Origin of the sequence: Pseudomonas sp. BF-RE-21 (genome assembly GCF_019947305.1) — a bacterium.
Classification (GTDB): domain Bacteria; phylum Pseudomonadota; class Gammaproteobacteria; order Pseudomonadales; family Pseudomonadaceae; genus Aquipseudomonas; species Aquipseudomonas migulae.
Map to the genome: position 1 here is coordinate 15,832 of NZ_JAGYGF010000016.1, position 15,270 is coordinate 31,101.

The following is a 15,270-nucleotide window of genomic DNA, read 5'->3' on the forward strand; positions in this document are numbered from 1 at the left end:
AACTTTTAGTTAACCCTGATGACGCCCTCACTGAACTCGATCATGTCCCGCCTGCACGTCAAGCAGCTCCGTTTGCTGATCGCCCTGGATGAGCACGGCTCCTTGCTGGGCGCGGCCAAACAGGTCGCGCTGACCCAGCCCGGCGCGAGCAAGGCGCTGCAAGAAATTGAAACCACTTTCGGCACTGCGCTGTTCACTCGCACTAACCGCGGGCTTGAGCCGAACGACGCCGGGCGTTCGGTCATCCGGTACGCGCGGTTGATCCAGACTGACCTTGCGCACCTGCGCGAAGAGATCATCGGCATCATGAGCGGCGAGGGCGGACGCGTGTCGGTCGGCACCATCATGGGCGCCGTGCCGCTGCTGACCACGGCGATCAGCCGGGTGATTGCCGACAACCCGAAGCTGTCCATCGAGATTGTCGAGGACACCAGCGCCGCGCTGCTCAGCCAGCTCGATGCCGGGCGCCTGGACCTGGCGATCTGCCGTACCACCATCAGCACCACCCCCTACTTGTATGAGAGCTCGACCTTCGTCGAGGAAACCCTGGCGGTGATCGCCAGCACCCAGCATCCGTTCGCCTATGCCCGCCAGTTGTCGTTGAAAGACCTGGTGGATTACCGCTGGGTCGTCTATCGCGCCAACATGCCGATGCGGCTGTTGCTGGAGCGGGAGTTTCATGAGGCCGACCTGCGTTTCCCGGTGCATTTGCTGGAAACCACCTCGGCCTTCGCCACTCTGTCGCTGCTCCAGGAAAACCCGACCCTCGTCGCGCTGGTGTCGACCGACGTGGCGAAGTTCTGCTCCGGCTACGGCTTCACCACCACGCTGCCGCTGCCGATCACCTCACGCAGCGAACCCTATGAACTGGTGTCGCGCAAAGGCGTCCCGGACTCGCCAGCGGCCAGGCTGCTGCGCGAGGCACTGCTGAATCCCGCCTGATTGCTGGCGATGACGGCCTCGCAATCGATGCAAATCCTACGGGCCCCATCGCCGGCAAGCCGGCTCCTACAGTGGATCGTGTTGTTCACCTTTCCCGTGCCCGCCACCAAACCCTTGTAGGAGCCGGCTTGCCGGCGATGGCGGCCTTGAAATCGATGCAAACCTTACGGGCCTCATCGCCGGCAAGCCGGCTCCTACAGTGGATCGTGTTGTTCACCTTTTTCGTGCCCGCCACCAAACCCTTGTAGGAGCCGGCTTGCTGGCGATGGCGGTCTTGAAATCGATGCAAAACTCTCGGGCCCCATCGCCGGCAAGCCGGCTCCTACAGTGGGTTGCGTCTTTGTCAGGGATAGTGCCCGGCATTGGACGTTTGCATTCGTGCGATTCAGGCAAAATTGATTTGTGGCGGGCGCGGTGTTTGAAACGAATCGGCGCCGCGATACTCGACGGGATTTTGCCTATTCCTGAATTGGCCCACGGATGGCCATTGCGAGGTTCGAACCATGACTGTCTCCCGCCGACTGGCGCTCTTGATGACCGCTGCCGCGTTGCTCACCGCGTGTGGTGAATCTTCCAAACTGCCGCCGCAGGCCAGTGTCGGCCCGAGCCCGCAGTTGCCTGAGCCCACGACTACGCTGATCCCGACGTTGAAGGTGTCCAAGGCCATCGGCTGGGCCGGCAGCGACAAGCCGAAAGCGCCCGCCGGTTTCACGGTGACGGCCCTGGCCGAAAACCTCGACCACCCACGCTGGATCTACAGATTGCCCAATGGCGATCTGTTGGTCGCCGAAAGCAATCACCCGCCGATGCCTGAAGGCGCCACTGACGGTGGCAGCGGTCCGCTGGCCTGGGCGCGGCGCACCGCGATGGGTTTTGTGATGGGCCGTGTCGGTGCCGATGCGCCCAGCGCCAATCGAATCACTTTGCTGCGCGATGCCGACGGTGACGGTCACGCTGAACTGCGCACGGTGTTCATGAGCGGACTGACGTCACCCTTCGGCATGGCGTTGGTGGGCAACGAACTGTTCATCGCCAACGCCGACGCCCTGGTCAAGGTGCCTTACAGCGAGGGGCAAACCGAGATCACGGCGACGCCGGTGAAAGTCACCGATCTGCCTGCCGGTATCAACCATCACTGGACCAAGAACGTGCTCGCCAACCCCGAGGGCACCAAGCTGTACGTCACCGTGGGCTCCAACAGCAACGTTGGCGAAAACGGTCTGGAGGCCGAAGAAGGGCGCGCGGCCATCTGGGAAGTTGACGTTAAAAGCGCAGACAAGCGTCTGTTTGCCAGCGGTCTGCGCAACCCCAACGGCCTGGCCTGGAAACCCGGTTCGAGCCAGTTGTGGACCGTGGTCAATGAGCGCGATGAAATCGGCAGCGACCTGGTGCCGGATTACCTGACGTCGGTAAAAGACGGCGCGTTTTACGGCTGGCCATGGAGTTACTACGGCAACCACGTCGACACCCGGGTTGAGCCGCCGCGCCCGGACAAGGTGGCCCAGGCCATCGCCCCGGATTACGCGTTGGGCACCCACGTCGCACCGCTGGGCCTGGCGTTCTCTGACTCGCGCGGCATGCCCAGCGCTTTCGCCAATGGCGTGTTCATTGGCGAACACGGCTCGTGGAACCGCAATCCGCAGGCCGGCTACAAGGTGGTGTTCATCCCGTTCAGCGACGGCAAGCCTTCAGGTTTGCCGGTGGATTTCCTCACCGGTTTCCTCAATGCCGACGGCGAGGCGCAAGGGCGTCCGGTGGGCGTAGCGCTTGATCAGAGCGGTGCGCTGCTGGTGGCGGACGATGTCGGCAACAAGGTATGGCGCGTGGCGGTGGCCAAACCGGGTCAATAAAGCGGGATAGGGCCCGGTCACCGCGCAAGTTGCGCGGCTGACACGGGCCATCAAAGAGGTATCTGCGGCGTCGAGACCACTTGGCGCAAGCCCATGAACGAACGAATCTGCCGCACGCCGGGCAGGTACAACAATTGCTCCGCGTGCAGGCGGTTGAAACTGTTGCTGTCCTTGGTTCGTATCAACATGAAGTAGTCGAATTCCCCCGTCACCACATGGCATTCCATGCAGCCGGAAACCTTTTGCGCCGCCGCTTCGAAGGCAGCGAAGGATTCCGGCGTCGAGCGGTCCAGCACCACGCCGATCAACACCACCATGCCCGCATCCAGCGCGTCATTGTCCAGCAACGCGACGATGCCCTTGATCAAACCCGCCTGCTTGAGGCGTTCAACGCGGCGCAAACACGCCGGCGCACTCAGTTTGACCTTCTCGGCAAGCGCCACATTGGAGATGGAAGCGTCGCGTTGCAGCGCCTTGAGAATGGCGCGGTCGGTGCGGTCCAGCGGGTGTGGCTCCGGGCTGGATGTGCCGGTTTTCTTGTGAGTATTTGTTGCGTTCATATGGATTTCCACGCAATAAAAAGTTGTTTGAAGTGATAGGCGGCGATTTATGTTTCTTTAATGTATTGAAACTTGCAACACATATTTTTGGCTTTGTTCTTAATATTGAACTCATCGAAGCCCCTCTGAAAGAACCTGGAATGCAGCCTGTTTGCCTTTCGGTCTGGCGCTTGGATATCCAATAATCAAGGAGCAGAGTCATGAACCTGAATCGTTTCAAACGCTATCCGTTGACCTTCGGTCCTTCGCCCATCACTCCCTTGAAACGCCTCAGCGAACACCTGGGCGGCAAAGTCGAGCTGTATGCCAAGCGTGAAGACTGCAACAGTGGCCTGGCCTTCGGCGGCAACAAGACTCGCAAGCTCGAATACCTGATTCCCGAGGCCATCGAGCAGGGCTGCGACACCCTCGTGTCCATCGGCGGGATCCAGTCGAACCAGACCCGCCAGGTCGCTGCCGTTGCCGCACACCTGGGTATGAAGTGCGTGCTGGTCCAGGAAAACTGGGTGAACTACTCCGATGCCGTGTATGACCGCGTTGGCAACATCGAGATGTCTCGCATCATGGGCGCGGATGTACGACTGGACGCTGCCGGGTTCGACATCGGCATTCGCCCCAGCTGGGAGAAGGCGATGAACGATGTGGTGGAGCGCGGTGGCAAACCGTTTCCGATCCCGGCGGGCTGTTCCGAACATCCGTATGGCGGCCTCGGCTTCGTCGGTTTCGCCGAGGAAGTCCGCCAGCAGGAAAAAGAACTCGGCTTCAAGTTCGATTACATCGTGGTCTGCTCGGTGACCGGCAGCACCCAGGCGGGCATGGTGGTCGGGTTTGCCGCCGACGGCCGTTCGAAAAATGTCATCGGTATCGACGCTTCGGCCAAACCGGAAAAGACCAAGGCACAGATCCTGCGGATCGCCCGGCACACCGCTGAACTGGTGGAGCTGGGGCGCGAAATCACCGAAGAAGATGTGGTGCTCGACACACGGTTTGCCTATCCGGAATACGGTTTGCCCAACGACGGCACGCTGGAAGCCATCCGCCTGTGCGGCCGACTTGAAGGCGTGCTGACCGACCCGGTGTACGAAGGGAAATCCATGCACGGGATGATCGAAATGGTTCGCCGTGGCGAGTTCCCTGAAGGCTCGAAAGTGCTTTACGCACACTTGGGCGGGGTGCCTGCGCTGAATGCCTACAGCTTCCTGTTCCGTAACGGCTGATCACAAACCTGTAGGAGCCGGCTTGCCGGCGATGGCGGCCTCGAAATCGATGCAGAACTCACGGGCCTCATCGCCGGCAAGCCGGCTCCTACAGTGGATTGTGTTGTTCACATTTTCGTGTCTGTCACCGAACCCTTGTAGGAGCCGGCTTGCTGGCGATGGCGGCCTTGAAATCGATGCAAAACCAATGGGCCCCATCGCCGGCAAGCCGGCTCCTACAGTGGATTGTGTTGTTCACATTTTCGTGTCAGTCACCGAACCCTTGTAGGAGCCGGCTTGCTGGCGATGGCGGCCTTGAAATCGATGCAAAACCAACGGGCCTCATCGTCGGCAAGCCGGCTCCTACAGTGGATTGTGTTGTTCACATTTTCGTGTCTGTCACCGAACCCTTGTAGGAGCCGGCTTGCCGGCGATGGCGGCCTTGAAATCGATGCAAAACCTACGGGCCTCATCGCCGGCAAGCCGGCTCCTACAGTGGATTGTGTTGTTCACATTTTCGTGCCTGTCACCAAACCCTTGTAGGAGCCGGCTTGCCGGCGATGGCGGCCTCGAAATCGATGCAGAACTCACGGGCCCCATCGCCAGCAAGCCGGCTCCTACAGTGGATTGTGTTGTTCACATTTTCGTGTCTGTCACCGAACCCTTGTAGGAGCCGGCTTGCTGGCGATGGCGGCCTTGAGATCGATGCAAAACCAACGGGCCTCATCGCCGGCAAGCCGGCTCCTACAGGAAAGGGGACAACGTTCAATCGCCAGGAGTAGCGCCATGCATGCGATATCGCAATCCGCCGTCTGGATCAAGGAACCCTCGGCGGATGCCGGGGTGGTCATCGTGACCAGTGCCGCATTGCCCAAATACATGATCGACCAGCTGCACGTGGCCATCGACGACTGGGATCAGGTGGCTTACCTGGCCGTCAAGCAATGCAGGGCATTGATGCTCGACTGGTTGCGGGTCGGGTCCAGCCCCGAGCAAGCGTGTGATGCCCGCCAATTGCTGCGCGGCGTGTGCAAAAGCAGCTTTTTACTGGACGTCGAAGTCGGCACGGTGCCGGGCCTGACCTGGCTGGGATCCGTCTGCGGTCACTCGCTGCGCGTCGTCGACCTGGGAACCGTCGCCTCAACCCATGCGGCGATGGATCGACAGGTGGAAGCCGTTTTGTTGGCGACCCGGAGCCTGGCGAAAAGCGTGCTGCAGGAGCGCTACGTCATTTAGCGGATGTCTTCGTCCGCTCAATCAAACACACCCAATAAGAAAGGCAACGCCTATGAGCCGATCTGCCGACCGTCGTAATAACGCCAGGAAATGGATGCGCGAGCCCTCAAGTGGCACGCGCATTGTTGTGATCACTGCTGGACTGGGCAGTGAACATCTAGAGTTGATTCACCACAGTTTCAGTTGCTTTGAAAACATTGCACTGATGCAGGTCGATGTCGCGCCGATGAGCGCTGGAATGTTTGAAGCGCACACATCCACCTGTGATTACTGCCTTGTCGTGGCTGGCGAACTGGATAAGCGCTTTTTACGCGATTTGCCCAAGCGCAGAATCAATATTTACCCGATAGCCCGGGATGCCCGGACCGAGCGCTCCGTCATCGAAGCGGTCGAGCAGGTCAAAAGCCTGGCCCGAGCAAACCCTACACCGCGCATTGATAACGAATCAGCCTTTTGCAGGAGATGCCCATGAACCCGTCCGATCTTCATGCCCAGTTACCCGGCCAGACCACGGAAGATGCCGAGGAAATCGCTGAATGGCGCGATGCCTTGCTATCGGTCATCGCCCACGGCGGCACCGGGCAGGCCCGGCAGATCATGGACATGTTGGTGACGCTGGCCAGCACCTGCGAGATGAATTGGCGGCCCCGTCACGGCACGCCCTACATCAATACCATCAGCGTTGAGCAGCAGCCGGTGTTCCCGGGGGATCTGGCGCTCGAAGAACGCCTGGCCTCGATCATGCGCTGGAACGCGTTGGTCATGGTGGCGAGAGCCAACCAGGCCTACGGGGAACTCGGCGGCCACATCGCCAGTTACGCGAGCGCCGCCGATTTGTTTGAGGTGGGCTTCAACCACTTCTTCAGGGCGCGCACTGAAACCAGCGGCGGCGATCTGGTGTTCTACCAGCCGCACTCGGCGCCGGGGGTCTATGCACGGGCTTTTCTGGAGGGCCGCCTCGAAGAGAAGGACTTGCAGCATTACCGGCAAGAGATCGGCGCACGCGCCAATGGCGCCCGGGGGCTGTCGAGTTATCCGCATCCGTGGTTGATGCCGGACTTCTGGCAGTTCCCGACCGGCTCGATGGGCATCGGTCCGATCAGCTCGATCTACCAGGCGCGTTTCATGCGCTATCTGGAACACCGCGGCCTGCAAGACACTGCCGGGCGCACCGTTTGGGGGGTGTTCGGCGACGGTGAAATGGATGAGCCGGAAAGCATGTCGGCCCTGACGCTGGCGGCACGCGAAGGGCTGGATAATCTGGTGTGGGTGGTCAACTGCAACCTTCAGCGTCTGGACGGTCCGGTGCGGGGCAACGGTCGCATCATCGACGAGCTGGAGGCGCTGTTCGGTGGGGCCGGCTGGAACGTCATCAAACTGGTCTGGGGCTCTGACTGGGACGGACTGTTTGCCCGGGATCACGACGGTGCGCTGGTCAAGGCCCTGTCCGCCACGGTCGATGGCCAGTTCCAGACGTTCGCTGCCAAGGACGGGCGTTTCAATCGCGATCAGTTCTTTGGCCAGAACGAAGCACTGGCTCATCTGGCCCAAGGCCTGACCGATGAACAGATCGACCGCCTCAAACGCGGTGGCCACGACGTGGTGAAGATTTTCGCCGCCTACCAAAGCGCGATGCGCGAGGGCAGAAAACCCACGGTGATTCTCGCGCAGACCAAGAAAGGCTTCGGCATGGGCGATGCAGGGCAGGGCAAGATGACCGTGCACCAGCAGAAGAAACTCGACAAGGACGCGTTGATCGCCTTCCGTAACCGTTTCAATTTGCCGTTGACCGATGAACAGGCGACTTCGCTGAGCTTCTTCAAACCTGACGACGACAGCGCCGAAATGCGCTACCTGCATGAACGTCGCCGGGCATTGGGCGGCTATATGCCGTCGCGGCCCACCACGTCGACGTCCTTGGCCGTGCCCGACGTCAACAGTTACGCCGGGTTCGCCATTGCCGCCGAAGGCAAGGAAATGTCCACCACCATGGCCTTCGTGCGGATGCTCAGCGGGTTGCTCCGGGATAAACAACTGGGGCCGCGCATCGTGCCGATCGTGGCCGATGAAGCGCGTACGTTCGGCATGGCCAGTTTGTTCAAGCAGATCGGGATTTACTCCAGCGTGGGCCAGCGTTATGAGCCGGAGGATATCGGTTCGATCCTGAGTTATCGCGAAGCCCTCGACGGGCAGATTCTCGAAGAGGGCATCAGCGAGGCCGGGGCGATCAGTTCCTGGGTAGCCGCCGCGACCAGTTATTCGGTGCATGGCCTGCCGATGTTGCCGTTCTACATCTACTACTCGATGTTCGGCTTCCAGCGCATCGGCGACCTGATCTGGGCAGCGGCGGACCAGCGGGCGCGCGGGTTTCTGCTCGGCGCCACGGCGGGGCGCACGACGCTGGGTGGCGAAGGTTTGCAGCACCAGGACGGCAACAGTCACCTGATGGCGGCGATGGTGCCCAACTGCCGGGCCTACGATCCGGCGTTCGCCGGTGAGTTCGCGGTGATCCTCGATCACGGCATGCGCCAGATGCTGGAACGCCAGGTCGACGAGTTCTACTACGTCACGCTGATGAACGAAAACTACCCGCAGCCCAACCTGCCCGAGGGCGTCGAACAGGCAATTATCAAGGGCATGTACCTGTTCGCCCGGCATGAAGTCGAGGACGCACGCGGCAGCGTTCAGTTGCTGGGTTCCGGCGCGATCCTGCTTGAAGTGATCGCGGCAGCCGAGCTGCTGGCCAGCGACTGGAACATCGACAGCGAGGTCTGGAGCGTCACCAGCTTCACCGAGCTGGCCCGCGAGGCCCGTGAGGTGGAGCGCTGGAATCGCCTGCATCCGGGACAACCGGCGCGGCGCAGCCACGTTCAGGAATCGCTCAACGACAATGCACCGATCATTGCCAGCACCGATTATGTGCGCGCCTTGCCCCAACTGATCGCCAGCTACGCGCCGACACGTTACACGGCGCTCGGTACCGACGGTTTTGGCCGCAGTGATACCCGCAGCCGGTTGCGCGCGTTTTTCGAAGTGGACCGCCATCAGATCGTCTTGAGCGCCCTGACGTCACTGGTTCAGGACGGGCGCCTCGATGCCGGCGTGTGTGCCGAAGCGATTGCGCGCTACGGGATTGATGTTGACGCCATCGCGCCTTGGGACGCTTGAAGCCGGGCTTCAGGTCGAGTCGAATTTTCAGGAAATGGTCATGAAGAATGTGCATGAAGTGCGAATGCCCGACATCGGCGATGCCAAGGATGTCGGTGTCATCGAAATACCGGTCAAGGCGGGCGATGCGGTGGTCGAAGGGCAGACCCTGATCATTGTCGAGACGGACAAGGCGTCCATGGAAATTCCATCGCCGCACACGGGCGTGTTGCAATCGTTGGTGGTCAGTCTGGATGACAAAGTCAGCGAGGGATCGCCGATTGCCTTTATCGAAAGTGAAGGGCTATCGGCGGCGCCGGCACCCCGCATCGAACCCGTTGCAACGGTCATAGAGCCTCAGCCGATTGCCTCGCCGGCGTTGCTCATCGAAGCGGTTGATCCGCCAACGGACTTGCCGCTGGCATCGCCATCGGTTCGCAAGTTCTCTCGAGAACTGGGTGTTTCGCTCAAAGCCATTCAGGGCACGGGCCTGCGTCGCCGCATCACCAAGGACGATGTGTTGGCCCATGTGAAAGGCGCACTGACGGTAACTGAAACCCGTGCCCAGCCGTTGGGCGGATTGCTGCCCTGGCCGGTGGTGGATTTTGCCAAGTACGGGCCGGTGGAAACCCGGCCACTGTCGCGCATCCGCAAAATCAGCGGGGCCAACCTGCATCGCAATTGGCTGATGATTCCCCACGTGACCAATCACGACGACGCGGATATCACGCAACTCGAACAGTTCCGCGTGCAGGTGAACAAGGAAAAGGCCGGCAGCGGGGTCAAGTTGACGTTGCTGGCGTTGTTGATGAAAGCCTGTGCGGGCGCGTTGAAAAAATTCCCGGAGTTCAATGCCAGTCTCAACGGCGACGAATTGGTGTTGAAGGGTTATTGCCACATCGGTTTTGCCGCCGATACACCCGAAGGGTTGGTCGTGCCCGTCATCAAGGACGTCGATCAAAAAGGTGTGCTGGCGATTGCCTGGGAAATGTCGGCGCTGGCTGAAAAGGCCCGTGCGGGTAAGTTGAGCGCTGCCGAGATGAGTGGCGGCTGCTTTTCGATCTCGTCGTTGGGCGGCATTGGCGGGACGTATTTCACGCCGATCATCAATGCGCCGGAAGTCGCGATTCTCGGGGTGGGCAAAAGCACGGAGCGACTCGCGCTGGAGGGCGGGCAGGTTGTGACGCGCAACATGCTGCCGTTGAGCCTGAGTTGGGATCATCGCGTGATCGATGGCGCGGCGGCGGGGCGTTTCAACGCCTATCTGAGCAGTGTGCTGGCGGATTATCGCAGGCTGGTTCTGTGAACGGGGGACGGTTTGTCGGGTTCGTTCAGCCACTTGAACATACAAATTCCCCGGTCGCGGACACAATGCAGATACATGAGTGCGGTTTGATGAGGTCGTCCAACACCACAAAGAGGCTTTTGCCATGTTCCGCAAACTGCAGCTTGCCGCCAGGTTCCTCAGCCAGAGTACGCGCCTGATGGTGGGCGTTCCGGATTACGACAACTACGTCGCGCAGATGAAGCTGAATCATCCGGACCAGCCGGTCATGAGTTATTCAGCGTTCTTTCGCGAACGTCAGGAAGCACGCTACGGCAAACGCAGCTGCACGACGCGGTGCTGCTGAACGCCGGTTGAACGGCGGCTGCCGAAAAGCCTCGTCCTCATTGAGAGGGCGGGGCTTTTTGCGTTTCACAGAGCCGAATTGAGGGGCCGGCACACCGAGTGCTAGAACGAGCAGTTCGCGCCCTGAAGCACCACGCGTCCAAACTGCGCATTGTCGTCCAGCGGCGTCACGGCCAGCAGCTGATCCAGACGGATTTCCTGTGGGCCGCCTGCCGATTCAACACAGAGAAACTCTTCTTTGTCGCTGGACGTCCGTGTCGTCAGCGCTTTGGCCGTCAGGCTTGTGCCATCCATCAACTCGATATGCAGTCGATAACCGCGCAGGCAGGCAATCTCGAGATAGTCGTGCAGGTCGCAATCCAAAGGCTGATACGTGTTCATGGCATGACTCCTGGCAATCTTGACGTTTGATGATGCAGGGTTGGCCTGCAACATAGAATCTCCCACGTATTTTGTGCAAGCCCCGCAATCCCTGTGGGAGCGAGACCGGCTTGCCGGCGATGAGGCCCTTACAAACGCAAACAATCGCGCCCCGTGCTCAGCTGCCGCGTGACTAGACTAACCAGGGTTATCGAACGGCAGGGGCGACAACCGTGGCGCTACTCTTATGGACTCATTGATCACAGCCGCAGCGCGGGCACTCGCGGCGGGTGATCCGCTTGGCGCGCTGGACCGGGTGGCGTTGCGTGACGATGCGCCCGCGCTCGCGTTGCGCGGCATCGCCATGGCGCAGCTCGGCGATCTGGTTCGGGCGAAAGCGCTGGTGAAAAGCGCCGCGCGCGCATTCGGGCCGAAAGAGCCGTTGGCACGGGCGCGCTGCGTGGTGGCCGAGGCCGAAATTGCGCTGGCTTCGCGTGACCTGGGCTGGCCAGTGAAGGCGCTCGAAACGGCACGCCTGACGCTTGAGGCCCACGGGGATCGAGTGAACGCCGCTCACGCGCGGTACTTGCAGATTCGGCGATTGGTGCTGATCGGTCGGCTCGACGAGGCGGACGTTCTGTTGGCCGCGCTGGATCCCGCACCGTTGCCGCCGGTGCTGCGCGCCGCCCATGAATTGGTGGTGGCGGGGATTGCCATCCGCCGCCTGCAATCGCAAACAGCCCGGCTTGCCCTGGCGAGGGCCGAACATGTCGCACGCGAGGCGGGTATCCCGGCGCTCACCGGCGAAGTCGAAAACGCCGTTAACGTCCTGAATTCCCCGGCGGCGCGCCTGATCGCCCATGGCGAAGAGCGGCCGTTGTGGCTGGATGAAGTTGAAGCCGTGCTCGGCTCGACCGCGTTGGTGGTGGACGCCTGCCGTTATGCCGTGCGTGGCGTTGGTATGTCGGTTTCCCTCTCCAGGCGCCCGGTGTTGTTCACCCTCGCTCGGGCGTTGGCCGAAGCGTGGCCGGCGGACGTATCGAGGGAAACCCTGATCCGCCGGGCGTTCCGCCTGAAGCTGTCGGACGAGTCTCATCGAGCGCGCTTGCGTGTCGAAGTCGGGCGCTTGCGTGCGGCGCTGAAACCCTTGGCGGGCGTCATCGCCACTCAACGCGGGTTTGCGCTGGTGGCGCTGGTTTCATCTGACGTAGTGGTGTTGGCGCAACCGGTCGAAGAACGACACGCGGCGCTGTTTGCCTTGCTCGCCGACGGCGAATCCTGGTCGAGTTCGGCGCTGGCGTTGGCGCTCGACACCAGCCAGCGCACGGTGCAGCGCACACTCGACGCGCTGGCGGCGGCCGGCAAAGTGCAGCCATTCGGACGTGGCCGGGCGCGGCGCTGGATGACCCCGCCGGTACCGGGTTTCGCGACGACCTTGTTACTCCCGGCACCACTGCCGAGTGACTAGGATGAACGCCACGAACCCCTGAAGAGGTAACCGAGATGAAACACTCAACCGCAGAAATCCTCCGCGAATATGGCCCGTTCGCCGGTGTCGACAGCGTGCATGGCGTGACCTGGGACGGTGAGCGCGTCTGGTTTGCCAGTGGCGAAAAACTCATCGCCCTCGACCCGGCCAGCGGCAAGACCCTGCGTTCAATCGACGTCCGCGCCGATGCAGGCACGGCCTTCGACGGCCAGCACCTGTTCCAGATCGCCGCCGACCGCATCCAGAAAATCGACCCGCAGACCGGCAAAGTGCTCAACACCATCCCGGCACCCGGTGGCGGCAATGATTCCGGGCTGACCTGGGCTGAGGGGACGCTGTGGGTCGGCCGCTATCGCGACCGGAAGATCCACCAGATCGACCCCGAGACCGGCGCGATTTTGCGCACGATCGAGTCCAACCGCTTCGTTACCGGGGTGACTTGGGTGGACGGGCAGCTGTGGCATGGAACGTGGGAAGGGGATGAAAGCGAGCTGCGCCGCGTGGATGCCAAAACCGGGGAAGTGCTGCACAGCGTCAAGATGCCGACCGGAGTCGGCGTGTCGGGACTTGAGTCCGATGGCGGCGATCAGTTCTTCTGCGGCGGCGGTGGCAGCGGGAAGGTGAGGGCGGTGCGGCGGCCAGCGTGACGCATCACGCTGGCCATGGTGTGACCGGCCTCAAGGCGCTCCAAACAACATCGTCCAGTAAACCCCTTGGTCACTGCGCGCGTCCGTCGCGTAGGCGGCTCCCACTTGGGTGAACAACGGGCTCATCAGGTTGGCGCAATGTCCGGGGCTGGCGAGCCAGCCTGCCATTGCCTTGCTCGGTGAGCCTTGGCCTGCGGCGATGTTTTCACCGATCTGGCGGCCACGGAATCCGGCAGCCCGCGCCCGGTCGGCAGGCATATCGCCGTCGGGATCGCGGTGTGCGAAGTAATTTCCGTAGGCCATTGCCTTGCTGTGGCCCTGCGCCGCTGCCCCGAGGCTGGCATTCCAGGCCAGTGGTCGGGCGGCGGCAAAGCGCTGGCGTCCGCAGAGACGCGGTTTCGCCCGCGCGGCGTTGACCTGGGCGAGCAACGCCTTGCTGACGGCTCGCGCGTCGTTCATTTGACTGTCCAGCACCGGCCGCGCCAGTACCACTTGCCATTCGCTGCGGCTGCGGCTGACGCCGATATCGGCGTATTGGCTATCCAGCAATGCCGAGCAGTAATCGCTCTGCAGCAGGTCGAAGGCCTCTTCGGCATCCTGCGCGCCGACCACGCGCAGGCTGCGCACGGTCACTGCCTGATAACCGGATGCTTTCAACCGGTCCCGCAAGCCGCCGCCGTAGCCGACCGGCAAGGCCAGATTCGATTTCAGCGCCAGCGGTGCCAAGCGTTGGGCGGGACGCCGCTCGCAGCGCTGCGGGTGGGCGCGGTAATCGTTGATGGCTTCCACCAGTTGCCGTTCCGCGCCGGCGTGGGCGGGGCGGGTGGTAATGGAAAGCAAGGTAAACAGGCACAGCGAAGTCAAGCGCAAGGCGTGGGCGGTTTGGCGCATGGAGGGACAGCTCTGAAGAGATGGCAGCGGTTAGGGGAGGAATTGGCGCCGCTGTAAGACTGGGGAGTTGAAACAAGGTTCACGGGGCAGGAGCGCATATTTACCGGCGACTTCGTGTGTCCGACGGACGTACCTTCACCGCTACATCTTCAGGTGCAAGGATTGCCGGCGATGGCGATAACACAAATGTCTTCGCGGGCAAGTCGGGTCGCCGCATCGCACGCTCCTACAGGGTTGGTGTCGTTCACAAAATTGTGTTTCAACTCAAACCCGTAGGAGCGAGGCTTGCCCGCGAAGACGGCAGCACAAACACCGACGAAATCAGCTCAGCCCTCACAACCCCCAGCCTTCACGAACAGCCGTGCGAATCCCTTCCAGCAACATGGCAAACGCCGGGTTGTCATTGTTCTCGCGCCAGATCAGATGCAACTCGCTCTGCACACCTTCCCCCAGGTCGATATCGCGAAACACCACGTTCTTGAACACCACGCTGCTGGCGCACCGTGGCACCAGCGCCAGGCCCATGCCGGCGTTGACCAGCGCCAGAATGGTCAGCGACGAACCCAGCCACTGCACGTATTCCGGGGCGACGCGGGCCGAGCGCAGCATGCCGGTCAGCAGTTCGTTGAACGGTGGGTAGGCGGCGTGGGAGTACATTAGAAACGGTTGCGCATCGAGGTCTTTGACCGACACGGTTTCGGCGCTGGCCAATCGATGATGGCTGGGCACGGCCAGGACAAACGGCTCGCGCACCAGGCACTCGGTGGCATATCCCGGTTCCAGCAACGGCGCGCGGACGATCCCCAGGTCGATGCGGCGGGCGCGCAGGGCTTCGTGCTGCTGGTAGGTATTCATCTCCGACAGGTCGATTTTCACGTGCGGTTGCTTGAGGCGAGCTTCGGCGATGACCTTGGGCAGGAATTCATACACCGCGCTGCCGACAAAACTGATGTTGACCGTGCCGATATCGCCCTCGGCAAAACGCCGGGCGGTGGCGGCGGCTTGCTGCGCGCGTTCGAGCAGGTTCTGCGCTTCGATGAAGAAGGCGCGGCCGGCAGCCGTCAGGGCGACGCTGCGGGTGGTGCGGGTGAACAGCTCGACGCCCAGATGATGCTCCAGCAGCTGAATCTGTCGGCTGAGCGGCGGCTGGGTCATGTTCAACCGTTCGGCGGCGCGCCGGAAGTTCAGTTCGGTGGCCACCGTGGTGAAGCAGCGCAGTTGGGTCAGTTCGAACATTGATCTAATCCAAGTATCAATCGAATGCCAAGTTAGATTAGACGGGATCAATGTCGGCGTCCATGATCGGCGCGTCCCTAAAAAAA

At 61.7% G+C, this 15,270-nt stretch carries 14 protein-coding genes; 10 read left to right on the forward strand and 4 right to left on the reverse strand.

The window, feature by feature from the left end; genetic code table 11:
* Positions 1-18: 18 nt before the first annotated feature.
* Both KGB25_RS13360 and KGB25_RS13365 read left to right on the forward strand, forming a co-directional pair.
* Entirely contained in the window at positions 19-942 is a 924-nt protein-coding gene (locus KGB25_RS13360) for a LysR family transcriptional regulator (RefSeq protein WP_008033815.1), read from the forward strand.
* Positions 943-1,445: 503 nt separating this feature from the next.
* Entirely contained in the window at positions 1,446-2,792 is a 1,347-nt protein-coding gene (locus tag KGB25_RS13365; RefSeq protein WP_223435161.1) for a PQQ-dependent sugar dehydrogenase, read from the forward strand.
* Between the two features lie 50 nt (positions 2,793-2,842).
* Here the strand turns inward: KGB25_RS13365 and KGB25_RS13370 are convergent, their stop codons facing one another.
* Positions 2,843-3,352: an Lrp/AsnC family transcriptional regulator gene (locus KGB25_RS13370; protein ID WP_223435162.1), complete on the reverse strand. Its 510-nt coding sequence runs from the start codon at positions 3,350-3,352 to the stop codon at positions 2,843-2,845.
* 200 nt (positions 3,353-3,552) lie between these two features.
* Here KGB25_RS13370 and KGB25_RS13375 point away from each other — a divergent pair, with 200 nt between their 5' ends.
* The 6 genes from KGB25_RS13375 (at position 3,553) to KGB25_RS13400 (ending at position 10,562) form a co-directional block, all read left to right on the forward strand.
* Positions 3,553-4,569 carry a 1-aminocyclopropane-1-carboxylate deaminase gene (locus KGB25_RS13375; protein ID WP_008045265.1) on the forward strand — a complete coding sequence of 339 codons (1,017 nt, stop codon included), beginning with the start codon at positions 3,553-3,555 and terminating at the stop codon, positions 4,567-4,569.
* Between the two features lie 765 nt (positions 4,570-5,334).
* Complete coding sequence (locus tag KGB25_RS13380; RefSeq protein ID WP_008036370.1) at positions 5,335-5,784, forward strand: hypothetical protein; 450 nt, start codon at positions 5,335-5,337, stop codon at positions 5,782-5,784.
* Between the two features lie 52 nt (positions 5,785-5,836).
* The gene (locus tag KGB25_RS13385) at positions 5,837-6,256 is read left to right on the forward strand and encodes a hypothetical protein (protein WP_223435164.1); all 420 of its coding nucleotides are present in this window, start codon (positions 5,837-5,839) and stop codon (positions 6,254-6,256) included.
* Complete coding sequence (mdeB, locus tag KGB25_RS13390) at positions 6,253-8,952, forward strand: alpha-ketoglutarate dehydrogenase (protein WP_223435166.1); 2,700 nt, start codon at positions 6,253-6,255, stop codon at positions 8,950-8,952. The genes KGB25_RS13385 and mdeB overlap by 4 nt, the downstream gene beginning before the upstream one ends.
* A 40-nt stretch (positions 8,953-8,992) precedes the next feature.
* Entirely contained in the window at positions 8,993-10,237 is a 1,245-nt protein-coding gene (locus KGB25_RS13395) for a dihydrolipoyllysine-residue acetyltransferase (protein ID WP_223435168.1), read from the forward strand.
* 124 nt (positions 10,238-10,361) lie between these two features.
* Positions 10,362-10,562 carry a YbdD/YjiX family protein gene (locus KGB25_RS13400; RefSeq protein WP_008033844.1) on the forward strand — a complete coding sequence of 67 codons (201 nt, stop codon included), beginning with the start codon at positions 10,362-10,364 and terminating at the stop codon, positions 10,560-10,562.
* A 101-nt stretch (positions 10,563-10,663) separates the two neighbouring features.
* Here the strand turns inward: KGB25_RS13400 and KGB25_RS13405 are convergent, their stop codons facing one another.
* Positions 10,664-10,942, reverse strand: a complete 279-nt coding sequence (locus KGB25_RS13405; protein ID WP_223435169.1) for a Rho-binding antiterminator — start codon at positions 10,940-10,942, stop codon at positions 10,664-10,666.
* Positions 10,943-11,168: 226 nt separating this feature from the next.
* Between KGB25_RS13405 and KGB25_RS13410 the strand changes: the two genes are divergently transcribed.
* Both KGB25_RS13410 and KGB25_RS13415 read left to right on the forward strand, forming a co-directional pair.
* The gene (locus tag KGB25_RS13410) at positions 11,169-12,389 is read left to right on the forward strand and encodes a helix-turn-helix domain-containing protein (protein WP_223435170.1); all 1,221 of its coding nucleotides are present in this window, start codon (positions 11,169-11,171) and stop codon (positions 12,387-12,389) included.
* A 35-nt stretch (positions 12,390-12,424) separates the two neighbouring features.
* Positions 12,425-13,057 (forward strand): glutaminyl-peptide cyclotransferase, encoded by a 633-nt coding sequence (locus KGB25_RS13415; RefSeq protein ID WP_223435171.1) that lies wholly within the window; start codon positions 12,425-12,427, stop codon positions 13,055-13,057.
* 30 nt (positions 13,058-13,087) lie between these two features.
* Here the strand turns inward: KGB25_RS13415 and KGB25_RS13420 are convergent, their stop codons facing one another.
* Together KGB25_RS13420 and KGB25_RS13425 are read right to left on the reverse strand one after the other, a co-directional pair.
* Positions 13,088-13,948 (reverse strand): CAP domain-containing protein, encoded by an 861-nt coding sequence (locus tag KGB25_RS13420; protein WP_008036363.1) that lies wholly within the window; start codon positions 13,946-13,948, stop codon positions 13,088-13,090.
* A gap of 333 nt (positions 13,949-14,281) precedes the next feature.
* Positions 14,282-15,184: a LysR substrate-binding domain-containing protein gene (locus KGB25_RS13425; protein ID WP_008033861.1), complete on the reverse strand. Its 903-nt coding sequence runs from the start codon at positions 15,182-15,184 to the stop codon at positions 14,282-14,284.
* Between the last annotated feature and the right edge of the window lie 86 nt (positions 15,185-15,270).